Origin of the sequence: Lactiplantibacillus sp. 7.2.4, from assembly GCF_018991185.1 — a bacterium.
Classification (GTDB): domain Bacteria; phylum Bacillota; class Bacilli; order Lactobacillales; family Lactobacillaceae; genus Lactiplantibacillus; species Lactiplantibacillus pentosus.
Map to the genome: position 1 here is coordinate 67,288 of NZ_JAGYGS010000009.1, position 26,017 is coordinate 93,304.

Sequence of the window (26,017 nt, forward strand, 5' to 3'; positions counted from 1 at the left end):
AAACTGCTGATGAGATGAGTGATTCTTGATAGTGAGATGTGAAATAAGGTTTAACGTAGAACGTTTCACGTGAAACATTCTGTGCTACTAGAAAATTTGTGTGAGAAGCGCAGAATATCAATGTTCAGCCGCTACTATCAATAAATCGACTGGACGGTGTTCAGATAGCCGACACATAAAACAACCTTGTTTCACGGCCAGTACCGCCCACAAGTTTCAGTGTACCAATTAAATCTATCCACAAAAAAGTCGCTTCAAGAGCAATCTTGAGGCGACTTTTTGTAACTTGAATTTAGTTCATTTCTCAGCGGTAACCCAGCAACGGCATTACTGCCAATTAGCTCACTAATAGTTAAGAATTAATGACACTATGATAACGAGCAGCTGCGAATTCATACAGCGGTCGGTTGAGTGGGGTAACTTCGACCGCTTCTTCAAACGGTGCCGTAACCATCGTATCATCCGCATTTTTAGCAAGTTTGACAGCCCAGGTTGGATCATAAAGGAGTTGCTGTCCCACAGCGACCAGCTCAGCATCTTGCAGCACGGCTTGCACATCGGCACGGGTCCGGACACCGCCGACCCCCACGAGTGGTAGTTTGCCTTGCAACGCGTCGTGAATATACGCAATTAGTGGTTTATCGGCATGGTTTTCATCTCGCGCAACGCGATCGTAGTTGTTCAGTGAAACGTGGACGTAATCGAGTCGACTGTCGCGTAGTTGCGAGAGTAGCCAAAGCGTATCTTCAAACCGAATCCCAGGTTCCTCGAATTCTTCGGGTGAGAAACGGTAGCCGACGATGAAGGGCCGGTCCGCGTATTTGTCGACCGCTTTAAAGACTGATTGCAACAACTCATCGATGAAGCGATAACGTTCTTGTGGTGTCTTACCACCATATTCGTCCGTCCGACGATTACTGTGTGGTGAAAAGAATTGTTGGATGAGATACGTGTTGGCACCATGAAGCTCGATACCATCAAAGCCAGCCTGAATGGCGCGGCGGGTTGCTTCACCGAATGCGTCAATCGTGGCGTGAATCTCGTCGATCGTCATCGCCCGAGGTGTTTCAGCATCGTCACGCAGGGCAGCAACGGCACTAGCGGAGACGATTTGTTCACCATTCAAGACTGCCCGATGGGTCATCCGGCCTGCATGGAAAATCTGGACGATTGCCTTAGCACCTTGGCTCTGAATACCCTTTGCAAGTGCGCTTAAACCCGGTAACATGCTGTCGTGAGCGATACTCAATTCACCGTGCCAGCCCTTGCCTAAGTCTTCAACGTTAGCTGCGCCAGTGATGACAGCGCCGAGCCCTGCAGCTCGTTGCGTATAATAGTCAATTTCATCACGGGTGATGCTCCCATTATAAAAGCTTTGCGTCGTGGTCATTGGCGACATCATTAGCCGATTGCGCAGGGTCACGCCAGACTTAAATTGCAGTGATTCATCATAACTAGTCACAATAAAACATCCTTTCAAAACGGTTTATGCTTACTTTTTGTAAGAGTTAACTTTAGTTTAGTGGATGGTCGTTGGTTTATCAATTTTAAAGTCGGCGTTTTTAGTCGCTTTTGGCATAACAGTATTGGTGATGTGGAATAATGATTTTGATGTTGGCGGTTAATCAGGGTAGTTGTGTAAGTTTGGGTGATTTTATCGATAAGTTGGATCGTTTGGTGATGTCGAAAAGCCGGCGGTATAAGGCCTGCTGAAGCGTGCTAATTACCCGCTTCAAGCTTGTTGACGAGTGCTTGGCGCCTTTCTAAGAAGTTCTTTGTAACTGTTGGATTTGCGTATGTCAGGAGCTAGGCGGCTTCAAGTAAAAATTGATACAACATGACCAAAACAGTCCGTGATGTCAGCTCATATTATACAAACGTCAAGCTATCTGTGAGCTCAACTGCAATAAATGCATTATTTCCTTTAAGTCGTGCAGCCATGCTTTATAATCCACCAACTCTTGTTTCTGCCATGCCCGCAGAACGTGATTAACGCCATGATTGACCCCTGCTTCAAACTTTCCAAGCTTAAACCGTGCATCCGCGTAACAATCTTCAATAACGTTGTAATGATAGTCATGTCTCGTAATATCAATAATCGAACTGGCCATCAATTTCAATGTTTTAGTTGCTTCTGTCGCTATGGGAGATAGGCCATTTTCAGGTAAATCCAAAACAGCAGTTAGAGTTAGTGGAAGTGTGATTGTATGGTCGGCGGGTGAGAGATCACCAGCAATTGTATAAGCGTACGACAACAACAGTCTATCTAACACTTGATACAACTGTTTCGCCTTCGTGTTCTGCTTGCCGGGCTTCAAATAGCTTGGTAACGCAGGCTGCATCAACTTCACTAATTCTGAATTACCGTGAATAATCTTCTTTTGCCGTGCTTGTGAATACTGTTTCATATTATCGTCTCCATTTTTGAAATTCTTCAGCCTATTGTGCCTGAGCAAAGTATATCATTGTTTCCAGCTTTTTACTCTTGATTGCAAACTACATAACAGAAGTAATTAGAGACCAGGAGTAAATAGATGGCAACCCGAGATGCGGCTGCTCGTTATATACTGAAAGATGAAGCCGGATTTAAAATAGCAAGCGCCAAAAAGGGATCATTTCTCTCGACAGCCAAACTAAAATAGGACGAGAAACTCTCTCCAGTTTCTCGTCCCATTAGTCTATTCCGAGCTGTCTCGCAGGCTCGCATACATATTAAGCTAGCATTAATGCTAAGACGCCACGTTCACGCCTTAAACGGATTCCAAAAACGGCCGCCATTCACGCCAAACAGGGCGATGCCGAGGATGATGATGAGGGCGACCAAGCCTAATGCGAGGTAATCGTTGCGCTTGAAGCGTTGCGCCATGTACCAGCTACGACGTTTGCCCTGACCAAAGCGGCGGAGTTCCATAGCTTGACTGATCGTTTCGATGCGGTCCAAGCTGGAGAAAATCAGTGGTAGCAAAATCTGGAGGCCACCTTTGACCCGCGTCATAAAGTGGGCCTTCTTCGACATTTCAAAACCACGAGCTTGCTGGGCAAGGCTAATGGTCCGGTAATCCGCTTGAACGTCGGGAATGTAGCGAAGCGCGATGGCGACTGAGTAACTAATGCGATAGGAGATGCCAATCTTGTTGAGACTCGCGGCAAACTCGCTCGGGTTAGTCGTCATCAGAAAAATCAGCGCTAATGGAACGGCAAAGGTATATTTCAGTAACAAGTTGAACTCGTAAAAGAGCTGTTCAGCCGTCAAGTTAAAGTAATGGTCAGACTGACCTAGCAGCAAGTGCTCCGTACCATAAATCGAAACGCCATAGTGCGGTGCGAAAACGTAGACCATGACTAAGTTCAGAACGGAGAACCCAATAATCACGTTGAGCACGAACGCGATGTCGCGATAGTGAATTTTGGCGCGTTGAAAGACAATCAACGAGAAGATCATCACACCAATCAAGTAGCGCGTGTCGTAGGTCATCATGCCGATAATCGATAGGCCGACGAAACAGAGCAGCTTAGTGCTGCCGCTGAGGCGATTCAAGAAGGTGTGGCGGTCAGTGTAGCCGATGAGTAGTTCATGTTGCATGTTAACGGCCCTCCCGTTCAGCTTGAACAAATTTGGCAACGAATTCGGTGGGGTCCAACTCGTTGGCAGCCGCCATCGTGTAAAGACTCGTTTCGGCGAGTGATGCTTGCTGGATGATTGTCGTGTTCGTCAAAACATCAGCTGGCTGGGCGTCCATCAAAATCTTGCCATGGCCAAGGACGATGGTGCGATCCGTGTATTCCAACATCAGGTGCATGTCGTGAGTAATCAGCATGATCGTCATTTGTTGGTCGCGATTGATGGTCGTCAAAAAAGTCATCATTTCCGTGTAATGCTTGAGATCTTGGCCTGCGGTCGGCTCATCTAAAATCAGCATCGCCGGTTCTAAGACCAGGATGGCGGCGATGGTGACCCGTTTTTTCTGACCAAAACTCAGCGCGGAAATCGGCCAATGACGAAATTCATAGAGGCCACAGACCTTTAGAACGGCCAAGACACGGCGCTCAACTTCATCATCAGGGACACCGCGTAACTGTAGACCAGTGGCGACTTCATCGTAAATCATCGTCTTGGAGATCATTTGATTGGGGTCCTGCAAGATATAGCCAATCTGATCAGCCCGTTCTTTGACTGATTGGTCCGCTAGTGAACGGCCGTTAAACACCATTTTACCAGCTTGTGGCGTGAGAAATCCCGTAATTAAATTGCTTAATGTTGACTTACCAGTCCCGTTTTGGCCAACAAGGCTGATCATCTCACCACGGTGAAGGGTGACACTAACATCATTGATAATCGGCTTAGTCGGCTCATAGCCAAAGCTCAAGTGGTCAATGGTCAGTAAGGGCTGGTCGTGAACGACGGGCGGATTGAGTTGAACGCCAGCCGTCCACGCCTGCAACGTCGGTTTCAAGTTAGGAACTTGCAGGGCTTGCAGATTATCTAAATGTTGGCACGTCGTTAAGTCGACACCCGCGAGTTTTAGTGCTGAGAGGTAGAGCGGTTCCCGCAAGCCGAGCTGGGTCATCAGTGATTGCCGCAGAATCGTCTCTGGCCGGTCGTTAGCGACGATGGCCCCGTCTTGCATAATAATGAGCCGGTCGATGGGCTGCTGTAAGACGTCTTCAATTCGGTGTTCAATGATGACGACGGTCAGTTCCTGTGTGTGCGTCAACTGGTCGATGAGCGCCATTGATGCTTTACCTGACGCGGGGTCCAGGCTAGCTAGGGGTTCATCAAACAGGAGAATCTTGCTGTTGTCGATCAGGACGCCAGCCATCGCCACGCGTTGTTTTTGACCACCCGATAGTTCCTGTGGCCGGTGGGTCAACAAGTCTTGTAACGCTAGGGTGTCGGCCCACTGGTTGGTAGCAGTTCGCATCTCAGACTGGGATTGTTGGTCGTTTTCCAGTGAAAAAGCCATGTCTTCGACGACGGTCAGACCAACGAATTGGCTGTCGGGATCTTGCAACACGGTACCAACATGTTGGGATAGCGCAAAAATGGAGCTCTGGGTAATATCCTGGCCTGCCACGGTCGCTTGCCCGCTGATGGTGCCGGTGTAGGACTGCGGAATCAAGCCATTTAAACAACGGCCCAAGGTTGATTTGCCAGAACCTGAAGGCCCCGCAATCAAAACTTTTTCGCCAAGATAAATTTCGAGATTCACGTGGCGCAGCGTTGGTTCCGTTTGACTGTTGTATTGAAATGAGAAGTCTTTAAAGCTGATAATCGGTGCACTCATCATGTTAACGTTCCTTTGTTAAGCTCCCACGTTGAGTCCGCGTCCGCGCGTATAAGACGAGCAGAATCGTCCCAATAATGGCAACTGAGATAGAATCGGCGATCCAAGTCACGACACCTTGGAGGTAGACTTTGTTGGCCGGTTCGTGATAGATAATGATATCACCGGTTGGCGCTAAAAGCACCCAGCCAATAAAGTTAACGATAATCTGATAAATGTTGAACCAGATGAGCTTGGCCTTACCTAAAACGCCATTTTCAATCTTGAGACGGTTCTTCGCTAAACCAAAGGCGACCCCAATCAGTCCATCAACCACGACCCACGTCCACCAAGGCGAACCGTAAGTCACGAAGTCGTTGAGGGCGTGACCAATGAATACGGCGAGTCCAGCTGCGACCGGGCCAAAGATGGCGCCTAACAAGGCCAGAAAGCCCATCGCCACATTGACTTGCGTGTTTGGAATCCCAGTTGGAATAGCGACAAACTTCATTAGAACGAAGATGACGGCAGCGCCAATCCCAGTAGCGACGACGGTACGAATTGAATTAGATTGCTTATTTTGCATAGTACAACACTCCTTATATGATAAAAATAATATCGTGAACAATAATCATTGCGAACCGCAAAACCAATATCTCTAATCGTCAATTCAGATCAACGATGAAAACTAAAAAACGCGCCTAAAAGCAAAATGCTTTCCAGGACGCGTTTGCGTGTTACCACCGAGATTTCCCGCATGGCGGGCTTATCATGATCGTAACGAATCGCTCCGACTGGGTCGCCCCAGTAGCTTCTTCAAGACCATCTTCGACTAAGCGTATCGTCGTTTTGCACCAAATCAGCGACTCTCTAGGCACACGTCCTAGTTTACTCATCTCGTCACAGCTTTTTCTCATCTGAATTTAACTATTAAAGCATACGCCAAAGTACAGTAGGGTGCAAGCTAAACCGAACGGATGGATTCGGTTACATTTAGATTGGTCGGAAAAACCGAAAAAAGCGCATTTAAAAGCCGAACATTCCAGGGGAGTTAGCGGCAATCTGGCGAGCTAATGACAGAATGATTAGTAATTAAACAAAGCTGATAAAAGTATATACAAATCGTTTCATTTAGCTGCTAAAAGGGGTAAACTAGTTGACAAGACCAAATGGTAAAAGGGGTGTGTAGAATTTGGCTTATAAATACGAAACGATTGCGGATACCTTGCGAGAAGAAATTAAATCTGGCAAATATACGCCGGGAGAATTAATGCCCGATCAAAATAAATTAGCGGCGACCTTTGATACGACGCGGATCACCATTCATAAGGCGATTCAATTATTAATCATCGAAGGGATGGTGTACTCGAAACGAGGGGCTGGGACCTTTGTCCGTAAAGACTTTGGCTTGACCGAAAGACGGCAGGAAACGTTGGTGGACAAGCCACTCGGAACGACCCAAACCAACGCCGGTAAAAAAGTGACGAGTAAAGTGCTAGAACTAGAAGCACGGTTGCCAACGAAGCGTGAAGCCGAACAACTGCTGATTGACGAGATGGATCCCGTCTACGTGATGCGGCGGACGCGCTATGTCGATGGCAAAGTCTGGGCCTATGAACATACGATTATGCCGACTGGAATCGTCACGTTGACGAAAAAAGTACTGGAAGGCTCCGCTTATGGTTACTTGGAACAGCATAGCGGTAAGAAAATTGCCGGGTCGCACCGCATCATTTCCGCCGGTAGAGTTACGGCTGATGACGTGGCGGCCATGGGGGCAAAATTAAATGACCCCGTGTTGATCATCAATCAGATCAGTTATATGGATGACGGCCAGCCGTTTGAAGTGTCAGAATCACACTTTCCATACGCGACGAGTTCGGTTGTCGCTGATGTACAGCTCCATTAAAGAATCGGTAACCACATTTGACAGTGGTTGCCGATTTTTTGCTGAAAATGCTGGTGAAAGTTGCATTCGACTAAGCGGTGGACCATAATTAAGTTAGCTTTTAGAAAGCGCTTTAACGAGCGTGCGATATGAGGAGATGTGATGATGCCAGCTAATTTCTATCAACGATTGATCGACAAGTATGAACCAATGACGGAAGCGGCGTTCTTGGTCTTAGTCAGCGTCCGCAAGCCGATTACGAGCGAAGCGATTCCGGAAAAGATCGCTGAGTTGACGCAAAATCAGCTACAGCTTGGCTTGGGGACCCTGTTCACCAACTTACACGCGATGACCAAGGATTATTTGATGACGGAACGCGTGGATGAAAATGACGTGCACACGTATGAAATCACGGGGAGTGGCGAATCGGTCTTGGCAGCTGAACGGAAACGGCTGCAATTATTGAACCAGATTTGTGAACAAGAAGGTCTCTAGTCTATCTAACAGGCTGATATCACGGGGGAAGTGGTAAGATGTGGCGCTATCATGTTACGGTCAAAGGCTCGGATGACGAGCTCAAGTGGCTGAACCAGCAAGCACAGCGGGGACAGCGGTTATGCCGAATTACGGGTAATTGGTATCAATTTCAGGCGACCAAGACGCCAGTGCAGCTCTTCAGTGAGTATGTCACGAGCGAGGTGGCGACGGACATTGAGGCGAGTCAGCCGCCGTTTGAATTGGTGACCAAGTTGCAGCTCAAGCAGCCGGATGTCCAAGTCATTTATACGGCGACGACACAAGCCAGTCTGGACGTGACGCGCGTTGATCGGCAAAATGCCCCACTGCAATTGAAAGTCGCGCTGGCACAGCGGGGACACTTGATGAATGTGATGAATCTCAGGGTTGTTCTGGGATTACTACTGGCAATGATTTTGATTTATTTCAAGCTCATGAACGACGCGTGGGGCGGCTGGTATGGTTTGATTTGGATCCTATTTAGCTTTTATCCGGCGTGGCAGGCGAGTCGGATTCACAAGCAAGCCAACGCGTTGCGTGTCGTGACGCAACAGTATGATGATGCGTGGCGGCCAACGATGCACGTCTTTTTGAAAAACATGGCGGCACCGCTCGAGATTGAAAAAGTGGCTAGTATCGGCCAGTGGCAGTACGTGGGGCAAAATCATCGCGGCATGTATTGGTATGATGTTCGAACGTTAGCCAGTGCTAGTGAAATCAAACAAACGCTACAGCCAGTACTTGACCATAGCGTTACCGTATCGATTGTCAGCTGGCTGGGATTAGCACCAATTGGTTATCTTTAGTAAAAAAGGACGTGGGATTATGTGGCGGCATCGGTTTTTGATTAAAGGTTCAGAACAGGAGTTAACGTGGCTAAACGGCCTTGCAGCCCGGCACCATTTATTGATGGGGATTCATGGAAATTGGTATCAGTTTAAAAAAGTTGAGCCGACCTACCGTGTCTTCAGTGAATACGTGGCGCAGGATGTTTCGACGACGGTGACTGACCGCAACAGTGCATTTCAAGTGTTGACGACAGTTCCAGTGAAGGGGACGAATGTCGACGTCATCTATACGGGGAGCGACCAGCCGAGCTTGCAACAGACTAAGCTGGCTCCCAGCGACCCGCAAATGCGCTTGAAAGTTGCGTTACAGTTGCGCGACCAGGCGATGAATACGATCAATTTGAGTTTGTATGCCGGGGTGATCGTCTGGGGCTTGTTCCTGGTACTTTTGATTCAGCGGCAACAACTTGACTTGCTAGGGCCTTGGCTGCTGCTATTGTTGGTGGGACTATTAGCCATTCTCGGACTGTATCGCATCTCCGGACGGTTACAATCACAAATCAGTCAGTTGCGCCGAGAGACTGAGCAGTACGACGGCGCGTGGATGCCAACGATGCACGTCTTTGTGAGTCCGTTAACGGCAGAGTTGGATGTTGAAGCGCCAGAACTAAAATCTTTAGGTCGGTGGACCCTGGTCGGCCATGACAAGCGCGGCAAGTATTGGTATGATGTCCAAACATTGGCCAGCACTTCCGAAATCAAGCAAGTGATCCAGTCAGTAACCGCTGACCAAGTACACATCGACATTTTCAGTTGGCTGGGACTGGCACCAGTCGGTTGGTTTGTCTGATTAGTTTTTTTATCTGGACTGACAGGCCCTTAATTGAACATAGACGTAAACGTCACTTTGTAGTCGTTACGACGAAGTGGCATTTTTTTGACGTCCAATGGTGGGGATTAACCCGCTAAGTGGTCGGAATTTGTTTGTGGGGTGCCAAGCCAATTAAGCAGGTCGTTACTGCACTTTAAGGCGCATCGCTAGCGGCATTCAAGCGGGGTTAGTCAATCAGCTAAAAATAATATAAATAATAATAAGTGACACACAAACATAATAGTAGTATTCTAGTATAAAGGACAAAGCTGGAATGTGCGGAGTATTGACGTATTTTCCGCCAAATAAGAAGATAGGCGCAAATTTAACAATGAAAATTTTTTTATTCGTCACAAATATTTCATATAATCGGGTTACCGTAGACAGTACAAGCTCGATTGGATTTAATGTGGTCGGACTAAATATGCAGAAAGCTTAGTGAGGTGATTTTGATGCGACTCAAGGATTTGACAGGTGAGACTTTTAGCCGTTTGACTGTGCTCGAACGGGCTGAAAGTGCACCTAATGGTAATGCACGGTGGTTGTGTCAGTGTTCATGTGGTCGACAGGTAGTTGTCGATAGTTATCGGTTACGGAAAGGAATTACGAAAAGCTGTGGTTGTTTACGCGCGGATGTCAGTCGGAAGAATATTTTCGAGAATCCCCAAACACGTAAAAACATGGGACGGAGTGATAACTTACCGCTATATCAAGGAACTTCAGTCGATCGATTGAAGCCGAATAGCCGTAACCGGAGTGGCGTCATTGGGGTATCCTTTGACCGTTGCTCACAAAAATGGGTGACCCGGTTAATGTATCGTGGCCGGTTAGTATTAAATCAACAATTTGCAGATATGGACGATGCAATTATGGCGCGCAAGCAAGCTGAACAACGCTATGTGATGCCCGTATTGAAAGAATATGAAGAATCAAGTACGGACTAGGCGCGTACATACATTAAGCACTCCGAATAATCGGGGTGTTTTTTTGTTGGCTGAGCATGAGTCGAATTCGGGCAATCTTTAAGAGTGATCGTTCGGCAATCGAATAATTACCCAGATTATTTCCCGGGAAATAAGAAAGTTAACTTTACGATTGTGGTCGTACTGGAGTCAGATGTAAGGCCTCGATTAGCTTAATTGCTTAGGTCGTTAGGACACTAAGCGAAGAAGGTAGGTTAAGCAATCAACTGGCGTGATCACGCAAGCAGGAAATATGCACTGAAGTTAAACCACGAATTAGTGTCGTCAGGTCAGGACATTACGCCAATCTACCACTCATCTTCGTGGATACTTAATTAGCTTAACGAGCGAGAATGACTGTTGTCGCAGCATTTCAAACCATTAAGCTAAAATAGCAGAAAAATTGACTCGCCAGTCATTGACTTGTGAGTCAATAGTGCGTATGATAGCGGCAACAATACAACCGAGTTGCTTGTTGATGAGCTCGGATGATGGGAGTGAGTGGTATGGCTAATGAACCAGTTTTAAAAATTACCCATTTACAGAAACGGTTTGGCAAGTTCAATGCGTTAGCTGATATTGATTTTGAAGTTGGGCCGGGGGAAGTGTTTGGTTTTATTGGCCCGAACGGTGCGGGAAAGTCGACGACGATTCGGGTATTACTGGGGATTTTACGGGCGACTAGTGGTCATGCGCTGATTTTTGGCCAAGACGTCTGGCGAGAGAGCGTTGCGATTCACAAGCGGTTGGCGTATGTTCCGGGCGATGTCTATTTGTGGCCGAATTTGAGTGGTGGTGAAATCATTGACCTGTTCTTGAAGCTGAACGGTGGGCAGCATACCGCGAAGACGGATGCGCTGATTGATAAATTTGAATTGGATCCGCGTAAAAAAGCGCGCACCTATTCTAAAGGCAATCGGCAAAAAGTGGCCTTGATTGCGGCCTTTTCGACAGATGCGGACTTTTATATCTTTGACGAGCCGACCTCCGGATTAGATCCATTGAATGAACAGACGTTTCAAAACGAGGTCCTGGCATTAAAGCAACAAGGGAAAAGCGTCTTGCTGTCGAGTCATATCCTGTCGGAGGTTGAAAAAATGTGTGACCGGATTGCGATTATTCGTGAAGGACGAATCGTTGAGACGGGGACCTTGGCCGAAATGCGCCATTTAACTCGGACAACGGTGGACGTTCAGACACAAGAGGCCTTGACCGATTTGGCAACATTACCGGGCGTTCATGGCGTCACTGCGCGGCACGGCAAAAATCACGTCAGTCTGGCAGTCGATGCGGACCAACTGAGTGTCGTCATGCAATATTTAACGCAGCGGCAACTGTTAACGTTGACCACGACACCGCCGACTCTCGAAGACTTGTTCATGCGCTACTACACCGCTGATGAACCACATGATGACGGGAAGTGATTCGGATGAAGGGGCAATTAGGTGCACAGACGGGGACACTGATCCGTTTTAATCTAAAACGAGATTGGAAGAAGAACTTGATTTGGATTGCGGTAATGACCGGCTTATTCGCGGTGATTGCGGCTAAATTTGACGGAATTTATGGGACTCAGGCCGCCTTAAATGAAATTGTCAAAACCCTTAAGATGCCGGCGATGGTCGCCTTATTTGGCGCTTTTACCGCAAAGGCACCGTATACGACAGCCAAGGTGTTTGCGACTGAAATGGTCGTTTTTATGGCGCTGTTCATGGTGATTATGAATATCATGATTGCGGTCGCTGCGACCCGCACTGACGAGGATGACGGCCGATTAGAATTGATTCGAGCACACGCGGTCGGTCGCCTCGCGCCGCTGTTCGCGGTTGCGACAGAACTGACCATCTTAAATGGCTTAGTTGGCGTGCTCTTTGGATTGGGCCTGCAAGTGGCACAACTGCCTGGTGCAACGACGACCGGTAATTGGCTGATTGGCCTGGGCTTAGGCACACTTGGCTGGGCGTTTGGGATGCTGACGCTCTTGCTTGCTCAGGTCGCGACCAGTGCTAGCGGGACCACGATGCTCAGTTACGTGGTTCTCGGCGGCATGTATATTGCGCGAATGGGAACGGATGTCAGCCACCCCCGCCTCACTTGGTGGATTCCCTTTGGCTGGATTGAAAAAATGGACGCTTACCAGACGGCCCACTGGCTACCGGTCGGTTTGTATGGGCTGATGGGTCTAGTGTGCTTAGCGGTGGCACTGGGATTGAGTGCCCAACGTGATGTGGGCGCTGGCTTGATTAGCCCGCGTCGTGGCCGGAGTCAGGCAAGTTTGTGGCTGCGAGGGCCGGCGACGTTATTATGGCGGCAATCACGAGGCATGATGATTGCCTGGCTGCTCGGTAATTTCATTTTAGGGGCGTCCTACGCGTCAATTTTTAACACGATTGGTGACTTAGCAAAAAGCAATCCGATGATCAAGCAATTACTGGGGGCTTCCGCACTGGCTGCGGCCAATCGGACGGTCGTTAAAAATTTCATTGCCGTGTTAGCGGTCGTGATGGTGATTGTGGCGCTAATTCCAGCCGTGCAGTTGATGCTGAAGCTGGTGGGCGATGAGCAAAGAGGCGTTCTGCATCAAGTTTATGCGACTGCCACGTCTCGTTGGCACGTGTGGGCGAGTTATACCGGTTGGGCACTCGTTCTTGGTAGCGGCGTGCTACTTTCAGGCCTGGCCGGGATGTATTTGATGGGAGCAGTTAGCATGACGGACCCGATTCGCTGGTCAACTTATTGGCAGATTTTCTGTGCCTATGTTCCGGCAATGTTGGTCATGATTGCGGTTGCCAGTGCCTTAGCTGGTTGGCTACCCAAATGGCGCGTGGTCGCCTGGGCGTGGGTCGGTTATGCGTTTTTCTCGCTTTATCTGGGCAACTTAATCGATTTGCCACGGTGGGCGCGGCGGTTGACGCCAATCGGGTTTGTCAATAAGGTTCCGATTAAAGCAATCGATTGGACCACGAGTGGCTGGTGCTTGGCAATCGCTGTGCTAATATTAATCATAGCGGCGTTTGGCTATCGGCGTCGGGACCTCGCGCAATAGGTCGCTGGCAACCCGACCAACGTCACGATGACAATTGATGACAATGATTAATATGATGGCCACTAGCAACAACAATGGATGAAAGGATGATTGGTAGATGGCAAACAAGCAAACAGTTCCCAAGGATCCAAAAAAGGTGGCGCGGATGATGCAAGCGGCGATGCATGAGTTTGCTGCGCGGGGCTATCAGGATGCCAAAACGGATGCCATCGCCAGTGCTGCGGCTGTCTCCAAAGGGCTCCTGTTTCATTACTATGGCAGCAAACAGGGGCTCTACTTCGCAACCGTCCAGCTGGCGACTGAGACAATTATTGCGACGATCAATCGCCAATCCTATGCCGTACCCGATGACCTGGTGACGTTGATGGCTCGCAGCGCACAATATAAGGCTGATTTCGGCCGAACTCATCCAGATGAGATGAAGGTCATGATTGAAGCTTACGGTGCCTTGGAACGGTTACCGGTGAAATTACAAGCACAGATGAAAGGCTTGTATGCCAAAGCAATGACGATGACTCAGGACATGATTGGTCAGGTCTTGGATAAAATGAAACTGCGTCCAGAGATTGATCGTGAAGCAACGATTGCGTTAATTATGGGCGTTTATAATCAAATTTTTACGGAATTTCAAGCCTATATGCGAAAACAACCAAATGTGCAGTCGATGGATGATGCCGCGTGGGTCGTTCAACGGGCTCAAACCTATATGACGATTTTGGAGCATGGCTTCGTTGCCCCTTAGTGCGCAAAGTCGCATGTATTGATGTTACATTGGCCTTCTGAAAGACTGTAGGAGGCAAACTACTGAAGCTTGCCACTTACCATCACGATGCATTCAAAAAGTAATTGCCGGCATGGATCAGGCAGTTGCTTTTTTGATTTTACAGCTAGCTTGCACTGAATGGTGCGGGTCAACGTGTGAAACGAGCGTCGCTGACAGGATTATTCGTTTGCGCGCTAAAAATGTGGTAAGTTAGACTTATTAAGTAACGGATGAAGCGAGGGATCAAGATGGAATTACATTTATCAGCACGGCAGATGGCGCTGTGGCAAACCTTACAAGCATTAGCGCGTGAGCAACTGATGGGCATGACCATGCAATTGGAAACGACTGGGACGGTCGATCCCGCGCTGTTAGCGACACTGGCCGAGCAGTTGGCTTTAAGTGATGGGTTAGCGGATGAACGCTTGACGCAACGGGTGCTGGCATTATTGGTCTTAGCGCAGAACTCCGCTGGATTAGCGAGCCAATTCGCTGCTCGCTGGCAAGTTGAAGATGCCGTGGCAACGTTTGGGACGCCCCAGCAGCGGCAACAGTATTTAACACCGCAAACGACCTTTGGCTTAGCCGCGCTACCGTTGCGCGTGACTGATAGTTCTACGGTCAAAGCCACGCCAGTAACGGCTGGTTGGCAATTAACCGGAACGGTCAAGGCTGTGTTGAACGCTGGTCAGGCGACCGACTACCTAGTGTTAGCCCAGACGCCACCGGATGCGGCCGGCGCGTTCCTGATCAAGGCCGACCAAGCGGGGGTTGAGATTGGCAATCTGGTCCCGTTACTCGGACTACGCGGTTTATCGGTGGCTGACTTAAAACTCACCGCCGTTCCGGCAACGGCGGCCAATCAACTCGGTCAGCTCGGTCGGGGCCAACGCGTCTTACAGCGATCCCAAGCCGTTGGGCAACTATTTGCGGCAACGGTGACGGCCGGCGTCTGGCAACACGCGACGGATCAAGTGCGACAATTGGCCTTGGCTGAACAACCGCCTTTAACGACGCTGGCACCGGCCTTAGCATTGACTGCCAGCTTGGAGACGAGTGTCTTTAATGCGGCTCAACAGGCGGATGATGACCGCGGCTTTACGGATGCCGCGCAATTAGCCGCACTGTTTGCGAGTCAACAAGCCTTGGCGCCCTTTGAACCATTAATGCCGCTGATTGGCGATTTAGCCTACACGCAACAATCACCATTGGTCGCTTTGCGTAACGATTTGGCAACCCTGCCACTACTGGTGGGAACGGCCGGTCAACTTGCCACGACTTACGCGACGACCAACTTTAATGATGATGCGGCCTTAAGTGTCGGGCACGAATCCGCAACGGCGCCGGAACACCTAGTTGTCGCGGATTTACATCGGGTCGTCAAGCGGCTGAAATTAACGCAAGACGTGCCAGTCAATGTCGGAAGCATTGCGACTGCCAAACGGATCATTGCACTCGGACGGGGCGCCATGACACCAGCTGTTTTATTACAGGCCCAGCAATTAGCCAAGTGGATCGGCGCAGCGATTGCTGTCACGCAGCCATTGACCGCTATGGAACAGTTTAGTGTTGAGCAACAAATCGGTGGTAGCGCGGTCACAGTCGCGCCTGAAGTCCTGATTAATGTGGGCGTGTCCGGTGATGATGATTACCTAGCCGGCATGTCCGGCGCGCAACACGTCTTGTCTGTGAATTCAGACGAACAGGCGCCCATCTTCAATCATTCCCAACAAATCTTTATCGGTGCGGCGGATGAATTTTTGGATGGGATGGTTGCGGCGTTGAATTAGTTGCATGTTAAAACTGGCGGCCTGTTACCGGTTTTGGCAGACAGGTGGTAGCGCTTCGGAATGGATGCTGTGGCCGAACAGGGGCTACGCTGGCGAATAGAATAATGAAGCACACGAATAATTAAAACACCCAGTCGTCTCGCGAATTTTGCTTGAAAAATTCCTGAAACGACTGGGTGTTTTGATCTGGTGCGGCGCTTGAGAGCTAATCTTGACTGGGCGTCATCATTAATTTCAATAAATAATTAATGACCACTGTCACGGGTTGTCAGTTTGGTCAGAATCGGGACCTTAAAGACCGCAATCAAAATGACCGTGTAGCAAACGTAGGTCACGATTTCTTGAATAAGGCGGGTCGTCAGCAGTACGGACCACGGCGTCATGTACATGATGTGTAGCCACAGACTGTTCATGAAGAGGTTGAGGATGAAGACCACGATAAAGTTCGCCGTTAAAATCCGCGGCAGGTTCGTTTGTTGTTGGAAGGCGAGACCAAAAACCAGTCCGGTCAAAAAGGCCGTTAAGATAAAGCCGGGAAAAAACGTGAATTTTGGAAACAACAACATGCCTAATAGATTGGCAAAGGCCGCACTGCCTGCGGTGACGGGTGGTGAGAATAGCCGTGCGGTCAACGCGATGATGATAAAAGTAAACGAGATTTTAGTGAGTAACAGTTGGATGGTCAGCAAGCTACCCAAAACGACCTGCATAGCAACCAACATCCCCAGCAGTGGTAGCCGCTTGACGGTAAGTGATGGTGTCATGATGAAAGCCCCCTAAGTGTGTGTTGTTAGTATTTTAGTGTATGACGCTCAAAAATACTAGGGGCCGAAAATAGCATTAATACTCAGCATTAAAAAATTAATTCCACGAAACGCTATATCACTGTTCATAGCGTTTCGTGGAATAGTAGTGACTAGCCGATTTCAGTTCTGTTGGACAGGGCGCGCACTTATCGATACAATGTTGATAAAACAAGCATGGAGGCGTCTACAAGTGGCATACATCACCAAGAAAAAGATTGCTAAGTCATTTCACGATGTCGTACTTGCGAAGGGCTTTAGCCGGACATCAGTGACGGCCATTATGGATGCAGCCCATTTTCGGCGGCAGACATTTTATGATTATTTTCAAGATAAATATGAGTTATTAACCTGGTTTATTGATGATACCTTGGCCGAGACCGTTGAACATAACTTGAACTACTTGCCGTGGCCAGACATTATCAAGCTAGTCTGTTATGAACTGGATGCGAATCGGCGGTTTTATGCCGAGTGTATCAATACCCAGCACGAAATCGACGTGACCGCGTTAGTTGGCCATCACTTAGCCGTCTTGTTGACTGAGCTGACGCAGACGGATGAACCGGAGATGGCGGCCTTGATCTGGTTACTGTGTTTAGGCATCGCGCAATCGCTGACGCATAATATCGTTGCCAATCATCCGGAAGACTATGAGGTCCTGTCGCAAGATGCGATTGCGGCCATTAAGATGACGTTGGCGATTTTGAATTAGTTGGGCCAAGCGGCAGTTGTGACCGGCTTCTGGAGTGCGGGCAACCAGCTCGAGTGAGCAAGCTTTAATAAGGTCAACGATAACCCGTGCATCCCGTTAGAAGTCAAGAAGGTGCCGACTTTATTGAAGTCAACGGTGACGGCATCTAAGTCGAGCAGCTCATGGACGTCGTTGTTGAAGACCATCAGTTCTAAGGGCGTCGTCCCACCGAGTGAGTTCACCATCACAGCGTAGTGGTCGCCAGCATGCCAGCGGAAGTTGAGTCGCAACTTACTGACCAGCTCTTGCGCGAGCCGTTCTGAAGACTGAAAAGGTTCGCGCCGATACCCAGGTTCGCCGTGAATGCCGACACCGTAGTAGATTTCGTCGGGTTGTAAGCTAAACGAGGTCGCGGTTTGACCCGGAATCTGCGCACCACTAGCAGCAACGCCAATCGTATGAATATTGTCGTTGAGGGATGCCGACAAATCAGTGAGTTCGGCGATCGACACGCCCCGTGCTGCGGCTGCTCCGAGAATTTTATGAATTAAAACAGTACCGGCAACCCCTCTGCGTCGTTGCTTGAGGGACGCATTGTCAACTGAAATATCATCGGCGACGATGCAGTGCCCAACTTGCCAGCCTTCAGCGGTCAGTTGGGCTTCTGCCGTTGTAAAGGCGGCGACATCGGCAGGAAAGTTTTTGATGATAAAAAAGGCTTCATGATTCTTAGTGACTTGCTTGGTCACTTTGATGATTTCTTGCGGTGTCGGTGGCTGGAAGACTTGGCCCATGACGGCGGCACTTAGCATACCAGTGCCAACGTATCCCCAGTGAGCTGGATCGTGGCCGCTACCCCCACCAGCAATCAACGGCACTTGGTCGTCGCGAAAATTTCGGTCGTAGCAGCCCAGCGTGCCAGGAACCCATTGTAAGTTTGGATAAGCTCGCTGAATGCCTTGAATCGCCTGATTCAGGGCATTTTGAGGTTCGTTGATGATTTGCATAATGCCACCTTCTTAGTCGTTAGTTTGATATAATTATACCGCATTCGAAAACAGTCTCGGTCGGCAAGTGACGGACAGAACCTGGAAAGTGTCCATTTATTTTGAAAGCGGATTCATATAGAATGAACGTGTAAATGATAGAAGGGACGGGTTGAGGTATGAAGAAAATTATTAATGATCCAAAAAACGTGGTTGAAGAGATGGTCGATGGCTTGGTACGGTCCTACCCGCAGTATTTAACGAAATTACCAGATACTGAAGCGATGGTTCGTAGCGACCAAGCCTCGATGAAAGGTAAGGTCGGTCTTGTAAGTGGTGGGGGCAGTGGTCACGAACCCGCCCACGCCGGTTTTGTTGGCCAAGGTATGTTAAGTGCCGCGGTCGCCGGTCAAGTCTTCACCTCACCAACGCCGGATCAGATTTACGCGGCAATCAAAGCCGTTGACCAGGGTAAAGGCGTTTTTCTCGTCATCAAAAACTATTCCGGTGATGTAATGAACTTCGACATGGCCAAGGATATGGCCGAGTTGGATGACATTCAAGTGAAATCGATCGTGGTCGATGACGATATTGCGGTCAAGGATAGCTTGTATACGCAAGGCCGGCGCGGTGTTGCGGGAACCGTTTTGATGCATAAGATTCTCGGTGCCGCGACAGATCAAGGGGCGAGTCTCGATGAGCTTGAAACGCTAGCCAACCAGGTCATGCCACAGCTCAAAACGATTGCGGTCGCGTTATCCGCTGCTACGGTCCCAGAAGTCGGCAAGCCAGGCTTTGAATTGGCGGACGATGAGATTGAATTTGGCGTCGGCATTCATAGTGAACCCGGTTATCGACGTGAAAAAATCAAGCCATCCAAGGCGTTAGTCCAAGAATTGTTAGGTAAGCTAGATGACGAACTCAAGTTGCAAGCTGACCATCAATACGCGGTACTCGTTAATGGGATGGGCGCAACGCCACTCATGGACCAGTACGTGTTCTGCCATGACTTATTGGATGGATTAGCTGCCCGTGACATCGAACCGGCGTTTATGAAAGTCGGCAATTACATGACGTCAATCGATATGGCGGGGATTTCACTGACACTGCTAGATATGACGACGACTAACTGGCTCGATTACTTACAATACCCAGTTAAAACGATTGCTTGGTCATAAGAGGAGGACGTAAAAATGTTAACAGTTGAAAATACGACGGCATGGCTGAATCAATTTGCCGCCCAAATTGAACAACACCAATCTTACTTAAGTGAATTGGACACCCCCATCGGTGACGGCGACCATGGTGGCAACATGGCGCGGGGCTTAGCAGCCGTCAAGACTGCCCTAGCCACGCAACCTGCAGATTTGACGAAGCTGTTTCAAGCGACTGCCATGGCGCTGATCAGCAAAGTCGGTGGTGCTTCAGGCCCCTTATACGGGACGGCCTTCTTAGAGATGGCGAAACAGAGTAAGACCGATACGGACCTCGGCACCTTGCTCGCTGCCGCATTAGCCGGAATTGAAAAACGCGGTGGTGCGACGACTGGCGACAAAACCTTGATTGACGTGTGGGCCCCCGTCGTTGCCGCTGTTCAAGCTGGCAAATTGACGCAGACCGTTATCGACGATGCGGTTGCCAGCACGAAGCCGATGGTTGCCAAAAAAGGGCGGGCGTCCTATTTAGGCGAACGTTCTGCCGGCCATCTAGATCCAGGCGCCGTCTCTAGTGGTTACTTGTTTACGACCTTATTAGCAACGGAGGGAATTTTATGAGTCTAGGAATTGTTGTTGTTTCCCACGTCCCTGAAATCGCAGCTGGCGTTCAACGACTACTCGCACAAGTGGCGAAGGATGTCTCCATCACGATTGCTGGTGGAACGGATGACGATCAAGTCGGGACGAGCATGGCGAAGATCACGGAGGCCTTTGATGCCAATACGGCGGATGAGCTGTTAGCGTTCTATGACCTTGGGAGTGCCAAAATGAATCTGGAAATGGCGATTGAAATGAGCACCAAGCCGGTTCACTTGTATGACACCGCCCTAGTCGAGAGTGCCTACACCGCGGCTTCGTTGTTGCAAGCGGACGTACCGTTGGCGGATGTGGAAGCGCAGTTGGCGCCGTTGAAAATTAAGTAGATAATAGCTAGAATTTTTTCAAAAATCAGACTAACTGATATGAGTCGATAATTATCTCAACTAAAAGACTGTGAGCGCGCGAAATCACAGTCTTTTTTGCGGTATAATTTAAATTGTAATGCAAATTTATGCAATCGCTTGCAATAACATTGAAAACGTTTTATATTTAGAACGAGAGACTGAACAGAACGGGGGGATCATGATGGCAACCATTAAGGATGTTGCCCAGCGCGCGGGTGTGTCACCGTCAACGGCGTCACGTGCCATGCATGGCAGTAAGATTATTAGTAAACCGACACGTGATAAGGTGATTAAAGCTGCGCGAGAATTGAACTACGCGCCAGATTTTAATGCGCAAAACCTAGCCACTAAAGCTAGCAACACAATTGGTGTCGTGTTACCTGTCGACCACCACGAAATCTTTTCTAACCCATTTTTCTTAGAAATGATTCGTGGAATTAATGAAGTCTGTAGCAAGCATGGGTCGATGACGACGCTAGCGACGGGGATTTCTAGTGAAGAATTGGTGCATAATATTGACGTAATGATCGCACAAGGCCATATTCGGACCTTTATTTTGCTGTACTCAGAAAAAGACGATCCGGTCGTTGAACGATTGAAACAATTTGACGTTCAGTATGTTGTGATTGGGAAGCCCTATCAGGAAATCAATAAGACGTCGTATGTCGATAACGACAACGTTCAAGCTGGGACGGATGCGGCACAGTACTTGGTTGACCATGGGCATCGCCGCATCGGTTTTTTGTGCACCGATTTATCACGGATGGTTCAGAGCGACCGGATGCTCGGTTATCAGCGGGTGATGATGCAGAATCAGTTACCGAACATTATGCTGTCAGAACGGTTTGAAACACATGCAGCTGGCGTTAAAGCATTGCATCAATTCTTTGACCAGAATCCTGATGTCACAGCGTTTGTCGCTGTCGATGATATGCTAGCACTTAAATTACAACAGGTACTCCACAACGATCCTGATTGGAAGGTCAAACAATTTTCACTGATTGGTTTTAACAATTCGATTTTCTCTGATTTAGCACATCCAATGTTGACTTCGATTGCCGTATTTCCACAGCGTCTAGGTGAAGAAGCTGCGAAAATCGCCTTAGCGGACCATCCGACTGATGAATTATCAACGGCGGTGATTGTCCCACATCAAATCGTGAGAAGACACTCAGTACATCAGATTAAAGCTTTGCCATAGGATCGGACTTACTTTTACCGATGGGGGGAATCTAAGTATGATAACGCTAAACGATGTCGCAAAAAAAGCCAATGTGTCGAAGATGACGGTCTCAAGAGTGATCAATCATCCCGACCAAGTCCGTCCGGAATTACGCGAGCTTATTTTGGACGTGATGGCACAATTGAATTATCAGCCGAATGCGGCAGCGCGAGCGCTAGTTGGTCGAAGGACGCGGGTCATCAAATTGACTATTTTTGAGGATATGGATACGACGGAACCGTACTACATGATGTTGCTGGCGGGAATTTCTAACGAGTTGAACCAGCATCAATATGCACTACAGATTGCAACGCGCAACAGTTTTCAAAACGGTGAATGTGATGGCTACATCTTAACCGGGATTCGTCAGACTGACTATGCCTGGGTATCCCGGTTGACGCAGCCAGTCGTCTTTTTTGGTAGTAATCGTCAGGGGTACGATTATGTCGATACGGATAACTATCAAGCAGTTCAAGAAAGTACGAAATATGCGGTCGAAACCGGTTATACGCACCTAGTCTTCATTGGTATCGCAGTTGCAGAACCCTTTGAATTGGACCGTGAGCGCGGCTTTCGCGAATATGTGACGACGCACCGAATCAGCGCCCAAATCATTCGCCTAGAAAATCACTCACATACGGCAACAGCGTATGTTAAAGCCCACTGGCGTAATTTCCCACGCAACACGGCCTTTGTGTGTGCCAGTGACCGGCTGGCGATTGGAGTTGAAACCGCTATCATAAGCGAGGGCGGTCAGGTGCCCACGGAGTATGGTGTTATTGGGTTCGACGGTGTCTTATTGAATCAAATTGCAACGAAACGACTAACGACGATGCAACAGCCCCTAGAAGCGATGGGGCGCGCCGCTGCAAGATTATTGCTAGCTAACATTAATCATGGTGATACGCCGCGCCGCGACCAGGAGAAGATCATCATTAATTCACGGTTGTCGGTGGCAGAATCGACCCGTTAAAGAGGAGTATAGACAGATGAGCAAGCATTGGTATGACCAACAGACGATTTATCAAATTTATCCGAAGAGTTTTAATGACAGTAATCACGATGGTATCGGCGATATTCCCGGCATCACAGCTAAAGTGCCATATTTAAAGCAACTCGGGGTAACGACGTTATGGCTGAATCCTATTTACCAATCGCCCCAAGTGGATAATGGCTATGATGTTTCAGATTATTATCAGGTCGACCCCAGCTTGGGAACGATGGCGGACGTGGAAACACTTATCAAAGTCGTTCATGAACATGGGATGCATCTGATTTTTGATTTTGTCCTAAACCACACCTCGGATCAACATCCGTGGTTTCAGCAAGCCGTCGCTGACCCGCATAGCAAGTATCGAGACTATTATCTGTGGCAAAATCCAGCAGCCGATGGGGGTCGTCCTAATAATTGGGGCTCTTTCTTTGGCGGTAGCGTCTGGGACAAGGATCCAGCTGGCGGCGACCAGTACTATTTTCATCTGTTTGATAAGCGGATGCCGGACCTCAATTGGACCAATCCAGCGGTACAGCAAGCCATGCGCGATGTCGCCGAATTTTGGGTTGAAAAAGGCATTGATGGGTTGCGGTTAGACGCGTTCATTCACCTGGCTAAGGCGAATTTTCGGCAAATGTATCCGAGTCAGTCTGGGGATTCAACACCGATTATTAGTGATATGTTCTACGCGCACTTGCCAAAAGTGCATCAATATTTACATGATTTTGTGGCTGCAATCAAAGCCAATCATCCAGAGACTTACATTGTCGGGGAGGCGTCCTCAGCCGACCCACATCTAATGGTGGACTACACGACGCCTGGAACGGACGAATGTGATCAAGTGATTACGTTCAGAACATTTGCGGATGATAATTCAACTGATGATCCGAGCTTCTCAGATATGTTCCAACCACGCCCCATGGACGTTACGGCGTATAAACAGCATACGGTTGGGATTCAAGCAGCGTTAGCGGATACCAGCTTGCCAACGCTTTACTGGAACAATCATGATATGGCGCGGGTCGCTACCCGCTATGGGGATGCGAACTATCCTAAACAAAGTGCGAAGGCTCTCGCAACGGCACTCTACTTGCAACGAGGAACCCCCATTATTTACTATGGGGAAGAGCTGGGACTAACGAACATTCGTTATCAGAAGTTGGCGGATTTTGAAGACCAAACTGTGCCGACATTTGTCAAAAGTGCACAGGCCGCCGGAAAAACGATGCCAGAAATTATGACGATGTTGAACAAGACGCATAAGATGGCTGGACGAGGACCGATGCAATGGGATTCGTCGACTTATCATGGTTTTTCGGACCACCTGCCATGGAAGCACGGGCAGACGGATCAGATGAATGCTGCTGATGAAATCGATGATGAAGATAGCATTTACAACTATTATCGGCAACTACTGCAATTAAAGCGCCAAGCACCGTTTACTGATGGTCAATTTATTATGCTTGGTAGCAATGATCAACTCTTCACTTATTTGATTGATGATGGGACTGAACAGGCGGCAATCATCTGCAATTTAAGCTCAGAGATGCAACGCTATACGCTGCCATTTGCGGGCGACGCAACGTTGCTTGCGCAGGGTGGCGCTAGCTGTACGGAACGGCAAGTGACCTTACCAGCTTGGAGTAGCATCGTCGTGTCGCCACGAACAACGGTGTCAGCATGATCGAATGCAAAATTGGTATATATAAAACAAGTGATGAATTTTAATTAACTTATCAATCTTTATATTAATTGGTCTAAATGTTGATAGACTAATGAATCCTGACGTTTTTCAGCGTTAGGATTTATTTTTGTTGTGATTCTGTTAACGTTAACATTACGAAAACGCTTGCGAAAGCGTTTGCACAGATGCATAATTAATTATGGTAAATGAATTAAGTTACTTCGCAAGGAGGAAGCACTATGAGTACTTGGAAAAAGTTGGGGATGGGTGCGTTAGCCACTGGGTTAGCACTCACGCTCGTAGGTTGTGGAAATAGCAAATCGTCATCATCCAGCAGTTCAAAGATGGATAAGACGTTAAAGGTTTCAGCAGACCCTTCATATAAATCATATATGAAGTCTGTGATTCCAAAGTTCGAAAAGAAGTACAACGTCAAGGTTAAGGTCTCATACAAGGCAATGCTTGATGAAGACGATGCTTTGAAGTTGGATGGCCCTTCAGGCAAGGGACCTGATGTTTTAATGGCACCATACGACCGGGTTGGTCAAATGGCTTCACAAGGACAATTATCCACGGTTAAGTTGGCAAGTGGTCGTTACAACGCAACGGGGAAGAAATCTGTTACTTATAAGAACAAGATTTATGCTGCGCCTGTAACGATTGAATCAGATGTCTTGTATTACAACAAGAAGCTGATCAAGACTGCACCTAAGAACTTCAAGGAACTTGAAAAGTTAGCTTCTGATAAGAAGTATGCTTACGCTAACGATAAGAGTAAGTCAGTTGCATTCTTGACACAATGGACGAACTTCTATAATTCATTTGGTGTCATCAAAGGTTATGGCGGCTACGTCTTCGGCGATGACAACACCAATGCCAAGAAGATGGGCTTGAACAATTCAGGTGCCGTTGAAGGTTTGACTTACATGACGAAGTGGTTCACGAAGTACTGGCCAAGTGGGATGCAAAATGTCACTTCAAACGAAAACTTCGTAACGTCACAATTTACTTCGGGTAAGACCGCCGCTGTTATCGATGGTCCTTGGATGGCTTCAACTTATCAAAAGTCCAAGATCGATTATGGTGTCGCTGTATTGCCTAAGTTGAACAATGGCAAGGATTATCAAGCGTTTGCTGGTGGGAAAGCTTGGGCTATCTCAAACTACTCTAAGCACAAGACCGCTGCACAAGCTTGGTTAGACTTCATTTCTAACAAATCCAACCAAAACAAGTTGTACAAGTCTGCTAGTGAAATTCCAGCAAACACGGCAGCTCGTAAGGAAGCTGTAAGTACTGGCGATGACATGGCTACGGCCGTTTCAAAGCAATACGACAAGGATGTTCCTTTGATCAACTTACCACAAATGTCAGAAGTTTGGACACCAGCACAAACGATGGTTACCAACGCTGCTAGTGGCAAGATGACACCAAAGCAAGCTGCTAATAAGGCACAGAAGACCATTTTAACTAATATCTCACAAAAGTACGACAAGTAATTTAAATTGTAATTTAAGGGGGCTGAAACAAAATTCGTTTTGTCTCAGCCCTTTTTAAAAAGAAAAAAGCATTAAATCTAGGATTTATTAGG

Annotated in this window: 24 protein-coding genes; 17 read left to right on the plus strand and 7 right to left on the minus strand. The window is 48.2% G+C overall.

The window, feature by feature from the left end:
- Positions 1-352 precede the first annotated feature (352 nt).
- From KGF70_RS05010 to KGF70_RS05030, 5 genes are all read right to left on the minus strand, one after another.
- A complete protein-coding gene (locus KGF70_RS05010) occupies positions 353-1,462 on the minus strand; it encodes an NADH-dependent flavin oxidoreductase (protein ID WP_216767853.1) in 1,110 nt (369 codons plus the stop codon).
- A gap of 418 nt (positions 1,463-1,880) precedes the next feature.
- Entirely contained in the window at positions 1,881-2,408 is a 528-nt protein-coding gene (locus KGF70_RS05015) for a hypothetical protein (protein WP_216767854.1), read from the minus strand.
- A gap of 335 nt (positions 2,409-2,743) precedes the next feature.
- A complete protein-coding gene (locus KGF70_RS05020) occupies positions 2,744-3,583 on the minus strand; it encodes an energy-coupling factor transporter transmembrane protein EcfT (protein WP_003637395.1) in 840 nt (279 codons plus the stop codon).
- Position 3,584: 1 nt separating this feature from the next.
- Positions 3,585-5,285 carry an ABC transporter ATP-binding protein gene (locus tag KGF70_RS05025; protein ID WP_216767855.1) on the minus strand — a complete coding sequence of 567 codons (1,701 nt, stop codon included), beginning with the start codon at positions 5,283-5,285 and terminating at the stop codon, positions 3,585-3,587.
- Positions 5,286-5,289: 4 nt separating this feature from the next.
- Complete coding sequence (locus KGF70_RS05030; protein ID WP_003637397.1) at positions 5,290-5,850, minus strand: ECF-type riboflavin transporter substrate-binding protein; 561 nt, start codon at positions 5,848-5,850, stop codon at positions 5,290-5,292.
- Between the two features lie 606 nt (positions 5,851-6,456).
- Here KGF70_RS05030 and KGF70_RS05035 point away from each other — a divergent pair.
- The 9 genes from KGF70_RS05035 (at position 6,457) to KGF70_RS05075 (ending at position 15,888) form a co-directional block, all read left to right on the plus strand.
- Positions 6,457-7,173 (plus strand): GntR family transcriptional regulator, encoded by a 717-nt coding sequence (locus tag KGF70_RS05035; RefSeq protein ID WP_216767856.1) that lies wholly within the window; start codon positions 6,457-6,459, stop codon positions 7,171-7,173.
- Between the two features lie 144 nt (positions 7,174-7,317).
- The gene (locus KGF70_RS05040) at positions 7,318-7,647 is read left to right on the plus strand and encodes a helix-turn-helix transcriptional regulator (RefSeq protein WP_050338345.1); all 330 of its coding nucleotides are present in this window, start codon (positions 7,318-7,320) and stop codon (positions 7,645-7,647) included.
- A 38-nt stretch (positions 7,648-7,685) separates the two neighbouring features.
- Complete coding sequence (locus KGF70_RS05045) at positions 7,686-8,474, plus strand: hypothetical protein (protein WP_216767857.1); 789 nt, start codon at positions 7,686-7,688, stop codon at positions 8,472-8,474.
- Positions 8,475-8,493: 19 nt separating this feature from the next.
- Positions 8,494-9,306: a hypothetical protein gene (locus tag KGF70_RS05050; protein WP_105923365.1), complete on the plus strand. Its 813-nt coding sequence runs from the start codon at positions 8,494-8,496 to the stop codon at positions 9,304-9,306.
- Positions 9,307-9,779: 473 nt separating this feature from the next.
- Complete coding sequence (locus tag KGF70_RS05055; RefSeq protein WP_216767858.1) at positions 9,780-10,271, plus strand: alcohol dehydrogenase; 492 nt, start codon at positions 9,780-9,782, stop codon at positions 10,269-10,271.
- Between the two features lie 524 nt (positions 10,272-10,795).
- Positions 10,796-11,713 (plus strand): ABC transporter ATP-binding protein, encoded by a 918-nt coding sequence (locus KGF70_RS05060; protein ID WP_101872639.1) that lies wholly within the window; start codon positions 10,796-10,798, stop codon positions 11,711-11,713.
- A 5-nt stretch (positions 11,714-11,718) separates the two neighbouring features.
- A complete protein-coding gene (locus KGF70_RS05065) occupies positions 11,719-13,335 on the plus strand; it encodes an ABC transporter permease (protein WP_216767859.1) in 1,617 nt (538 codons plus the stop codon).
- Positions 13,336-13,432: 97 nt separating this feature from the next.
- Positions 13,433-14,077: a TetR/AcrR family transcriptional regulator gene (locus KGF70_RS05070; RefSeq protein WP_088770258.1), complete on the plus strand. Its 645-nt coding sequence runs from the start codon at positions 13,433-13,435 to the stop codon at positions 14,075-14,077.
- Between the two features lie 269 nt (positions 14,078-14,346).
- Positions 14,347-15,888 (plus strand): FAD-binding protein, encoded by a 1,542-nt coding sequence (locus tag KGF70_RS05075; protein WP_216768036.1) that lies wholly within the window; start codon positions 14,347-14,349, stop codon positions 15,886-15,888.
- 245 nt (positions 15,889-16,133) lie between these two features.
- On the opposite strand, the gene KGF70_RS05080 is transcribed toward KGF70_RS05075, so the two are convergent.
- Positions 16,134-16,652 carry a folate family ECF transporter S component gene (locus KGF70_RS05080; RefSeq protein ID WP_216768035.1) on the minus strand — a complete coding sequence of 173 codons (519 nt, stop codon included), beginning with the start codon at positions 16,650-16,652 and terminating at the stop codon, positions 16,134-16,136.
- A 232-nt stretch (positions 16,653-16,884) separates the two neighbouring features.
- On the opposite strand from KGF70_RS05080, the gene dhaS reads away from it, so the two are divergent.
- The gene (gene dhaS, locus KGF70_RS05085; protein WP_216768034.1) at positions 16,885-17,403 is read left to right on the plus strand and encodes a dihydroxyacetone kinase transcriptional activator DhaS; all 519 of its coding nucleotides are present in this window, start codon (positions 16,885-16,887) and stop codon (positions 17,401-17,403) included.
- On the opposite strand, the gene dhaQ is transcribed toward dhaS, so the two are convergent.
- A complete protein-coding gene (gene dhaQ / locus KGF70_RS05090; RefSeq protein ID WP_216779107.1) occupies positions 17,400-18,389 on the minus strand; it encodes a DhaKLM operon coactivator DhaQ in 990 nt (329 codons plus the stop codon). The genes dhaS and dhaQ overlap by 4 nt on opposite strands.
- A 158-nt stretch (positions 18,390-18,547) precedes the next feature.
- Here dhaQ and dhaK point away from each other — a divergent pair, with 158 nt between their 5' ends.
- The 7 genes from dhaK to KGF70_RS05125 all read left to right on the plus strand — a co-directional run bounded on the left by dhaK (position 18,548) and on the right by KGF70_RS05125 (position 25,925).
- Positions 18,548-19,546: a dihydroxyacetone kinase subunit DhaK gene (dhaK, locus tag KGF70_RS05095; protein WP_216768032.1), complete on the plus strand. Its 999-nt coding sequence runs from the start codon at positions 18,548-18,550 to the stop codon at positions 19,544-19,546.
- A gap of 15 nt (positions 19,547-19,561) precedes the next feature.
- Positions 19,562-20,143, plus strand: coding sequence for a dihydroxyacetone kinase subunit DhaL (dhaL, locus tag KGF70_RS05100; protein WP_050337941.1), 582 nt, complete (start codon positions 19,562-19,564; stop codon positions 20,141-20,143).
- Positions 20,140-20,508, plus strand: coding sequence for a dihydroxyacetone kinase phosphoryl donor subunit DhaM (gene dhaM / locus KGF70_RS05105; protein WP_105960624.1), 369 nt, complete (start codon positions 20,140-20,142; stop codon positions 20,506-20,508). Before dhaL ends, dhaM begins: the two co-directional genes overlap by 4 nt.
- A gap of 202 nt (positions 20,509-20,710) precedes the next feature.
- Positions 20,711-21,730 (plus strand): LacI family DNA-binding transcriptional regulator, encoded by a 1,020-nt coding sequence (locus KGF70_RS05110; RefSeq protein ID WP_105960623.1) that lies wholly within the window; start codon positions 20,711-20,713, stop codon positions 21,728-21,730.
- Between the two features lie 37 nt (positions 21,731-21,767).
- Complete coding sequence (locus KGF70_RS05115) at positions 21,768-22,724, plus strand: LacI family DNA-binding transcriptional regulator (protein ID WP_216768031.1); 957 nt, start codon at positions 21,768-21,770, stop codon at positions 22,722-22,724.
- A gap of 16 nt (positions 22,725-22,740) precedes the next feature.
- Positions 22,741-24,429, plus strand: coding sequence for an alpha-glucosidase (locus KGF70_RS05120; protein ID WP_216768030.1), 1,689 nt, complete (start codon positions 22,741-22,743; stop codon positions 24,427-24,429).
- 239 nt (positions 24,430-24,668) lie between these two features.
- The gene (locus tag KGF70_RS05125) at positions 24,669-25,925 is read left to right on the plus strand and encodes an extracellular solute-binding protein (RefSeq protein WP_105960621.1); all 1,257 of its coding nucleotides are present in this window, start codon (positions 24,669-24,671) and stop codon (positions 25,923-25,925) included.
- Positions 25,926-26,017 lie beyond the last annotated feature (92 nt).

Excerpts from the sequence above, each read along its gene's own strand:
- KGF70_RS05070 (WP_088770258.1), top strand. The coding sequence starts at position 13,433 with ATGGCAAACAAGCAAACAGTTCCCAAGGATCCAAAAAAGGTGGCGCGG.
- KGF70_RS05110 (WP_105960623.1), top strand. The coding sequence starts at position 20,711 with ATGGCAACCATTAAGGATGTTGCCCAGCGCGCGGGTGTGTCACCGTCA.
- KGF70_RS05040 (WP_050338345.1), top strand. The coding sequence starts at position 7,318 with ATGCCAGCTAATTTCTATCAACGATTGATCGACAAGTATGAACCAATG.
- KGF70_RS05020 (WP_003637395.1), bottom strand. The coding sequence starts at position 3,583 with ATGCAACATGAACTACTCATCGGCTACACTGACCGCCACACCTTCTTG.
- dhaL (WP_050337941.1), top strand. The coding sequence starts at position 19,562 with ATGTTAACAGTTGAAAATACGACGGCATGGCTGAATCAATTTGCCGCC.
- KGF70_RS05025 (WP_216767855.1), bottom strand. The coding sequence starts at position 5,285 with ATGAGTGCACCGATTATCAGCTTTAAAGACTTCTCATTTCAATACAAC.
- KGF70_RS05080 (WP_216768035.1), bottom strand. The coding sequence starts at position 16,652 with ATGACACCATCACTTACCGTCAAGCGGCTACCACTGCTGGGGATGTTG.
- KGF70_RS05030 (WP_003637397.1), bottom strand. The coding sequence starts at position 5,850 with ATGCAAAATAAGCAATCTAATTCAATTCGTACCGTCGTCGCTACTGGG.
- KGF70_RS05125 (WP_105960621.1), top strand. The coding sequence starts at position 24,669 with ATGAGTACTTGGAAAAAGTTGGGGATGGGTGCGTTAGCCACTGGGTTA.
- KGF70_RS05065 (WP_216767859.1), top strand. The coding sequence starts at position 11,719 with ATGAAGGGGCAATTAGGTGCACAGACGGGGACACTGATCCGTTTTAAT.
- KGF70_RS05050 (WP_105923365.1), top strand. The coding sequence starts at position 8,494 with ATGTGGCGGCATCGGTTTTTGATTAAAGGTTCAGAACAGGAGTTAACG.
- KGF70_RS05045 (WP_216767857.1), top strand. The coding sequence starts at position 7,686 with ATGTGGCGCTATCATGTTACGGTCAAAGGCTCGGATGACGAGCTCAAG.
- KGF70_RS05060 (WP_101872639.1), top strand. The coding sequence starts at position 10,796 with ATGGCTAATGAACCAGTTTTAAAAATTACCCATTTACAGAAACGGTTT.
- KGF70_RS05015 (WP_216767854.1), bottom strand. The coding sequence starts at position 2,408 with ATGAAACAGTATTCACAAGCACGGCAAAAGAAGATTATTCACGGTAAT.
- dhaQ (WP_216779107.1), bottom strand. The coding sequence starts at position 18,389 with ATGCAAATCATCAACGAACCTCAAAATGCCCTGAATCAGGCGATTCAA.
- dhaK (WP_216768032.1), top strand. The coding sequence starts at position 18,548 with ATGAAGAAAATTATTAATGATCCAAAAAACGTGGTTGAAGAGATGGTC.
- KGF70_RS05055 (WP_216767858.1), top strand. The coding sequence starts at position 9,780 with ATGCGACTCAAGGATTTGACAGGTGAGACTTTTAGCCGTTTGACTGTG.
- dhaM (WP_105960624.1), top strand. The coding sequence starts at position 20,140 with ATGAGTCTAGGAATTGTTGTTGTTTCCCACGTCCCTGAAATCGCAGCT.
- KGF70_RS05120 (WP_216768030.1), top strand. The coding sequence starts at position 22,741 with ATGAGCAAGCATTGGTATGACCAACAGACGATTTATCAAATTTATCCG.
- KGF70_RS05075 (WP_216768036.1), top strand. The coding sequence starts at position 14,347 with ATGGAATTACATTTATCAGCACGGCAGATGGCGCTGTGGCAAACCTTA.
- KGF70_RS05115 (WP_216768031.1), top strand. The coding sequence starts at position 21,768 with ATGATAACGCTAAACGATGTCGCAAAAAAAGCCAATGTGTCGAAGATG.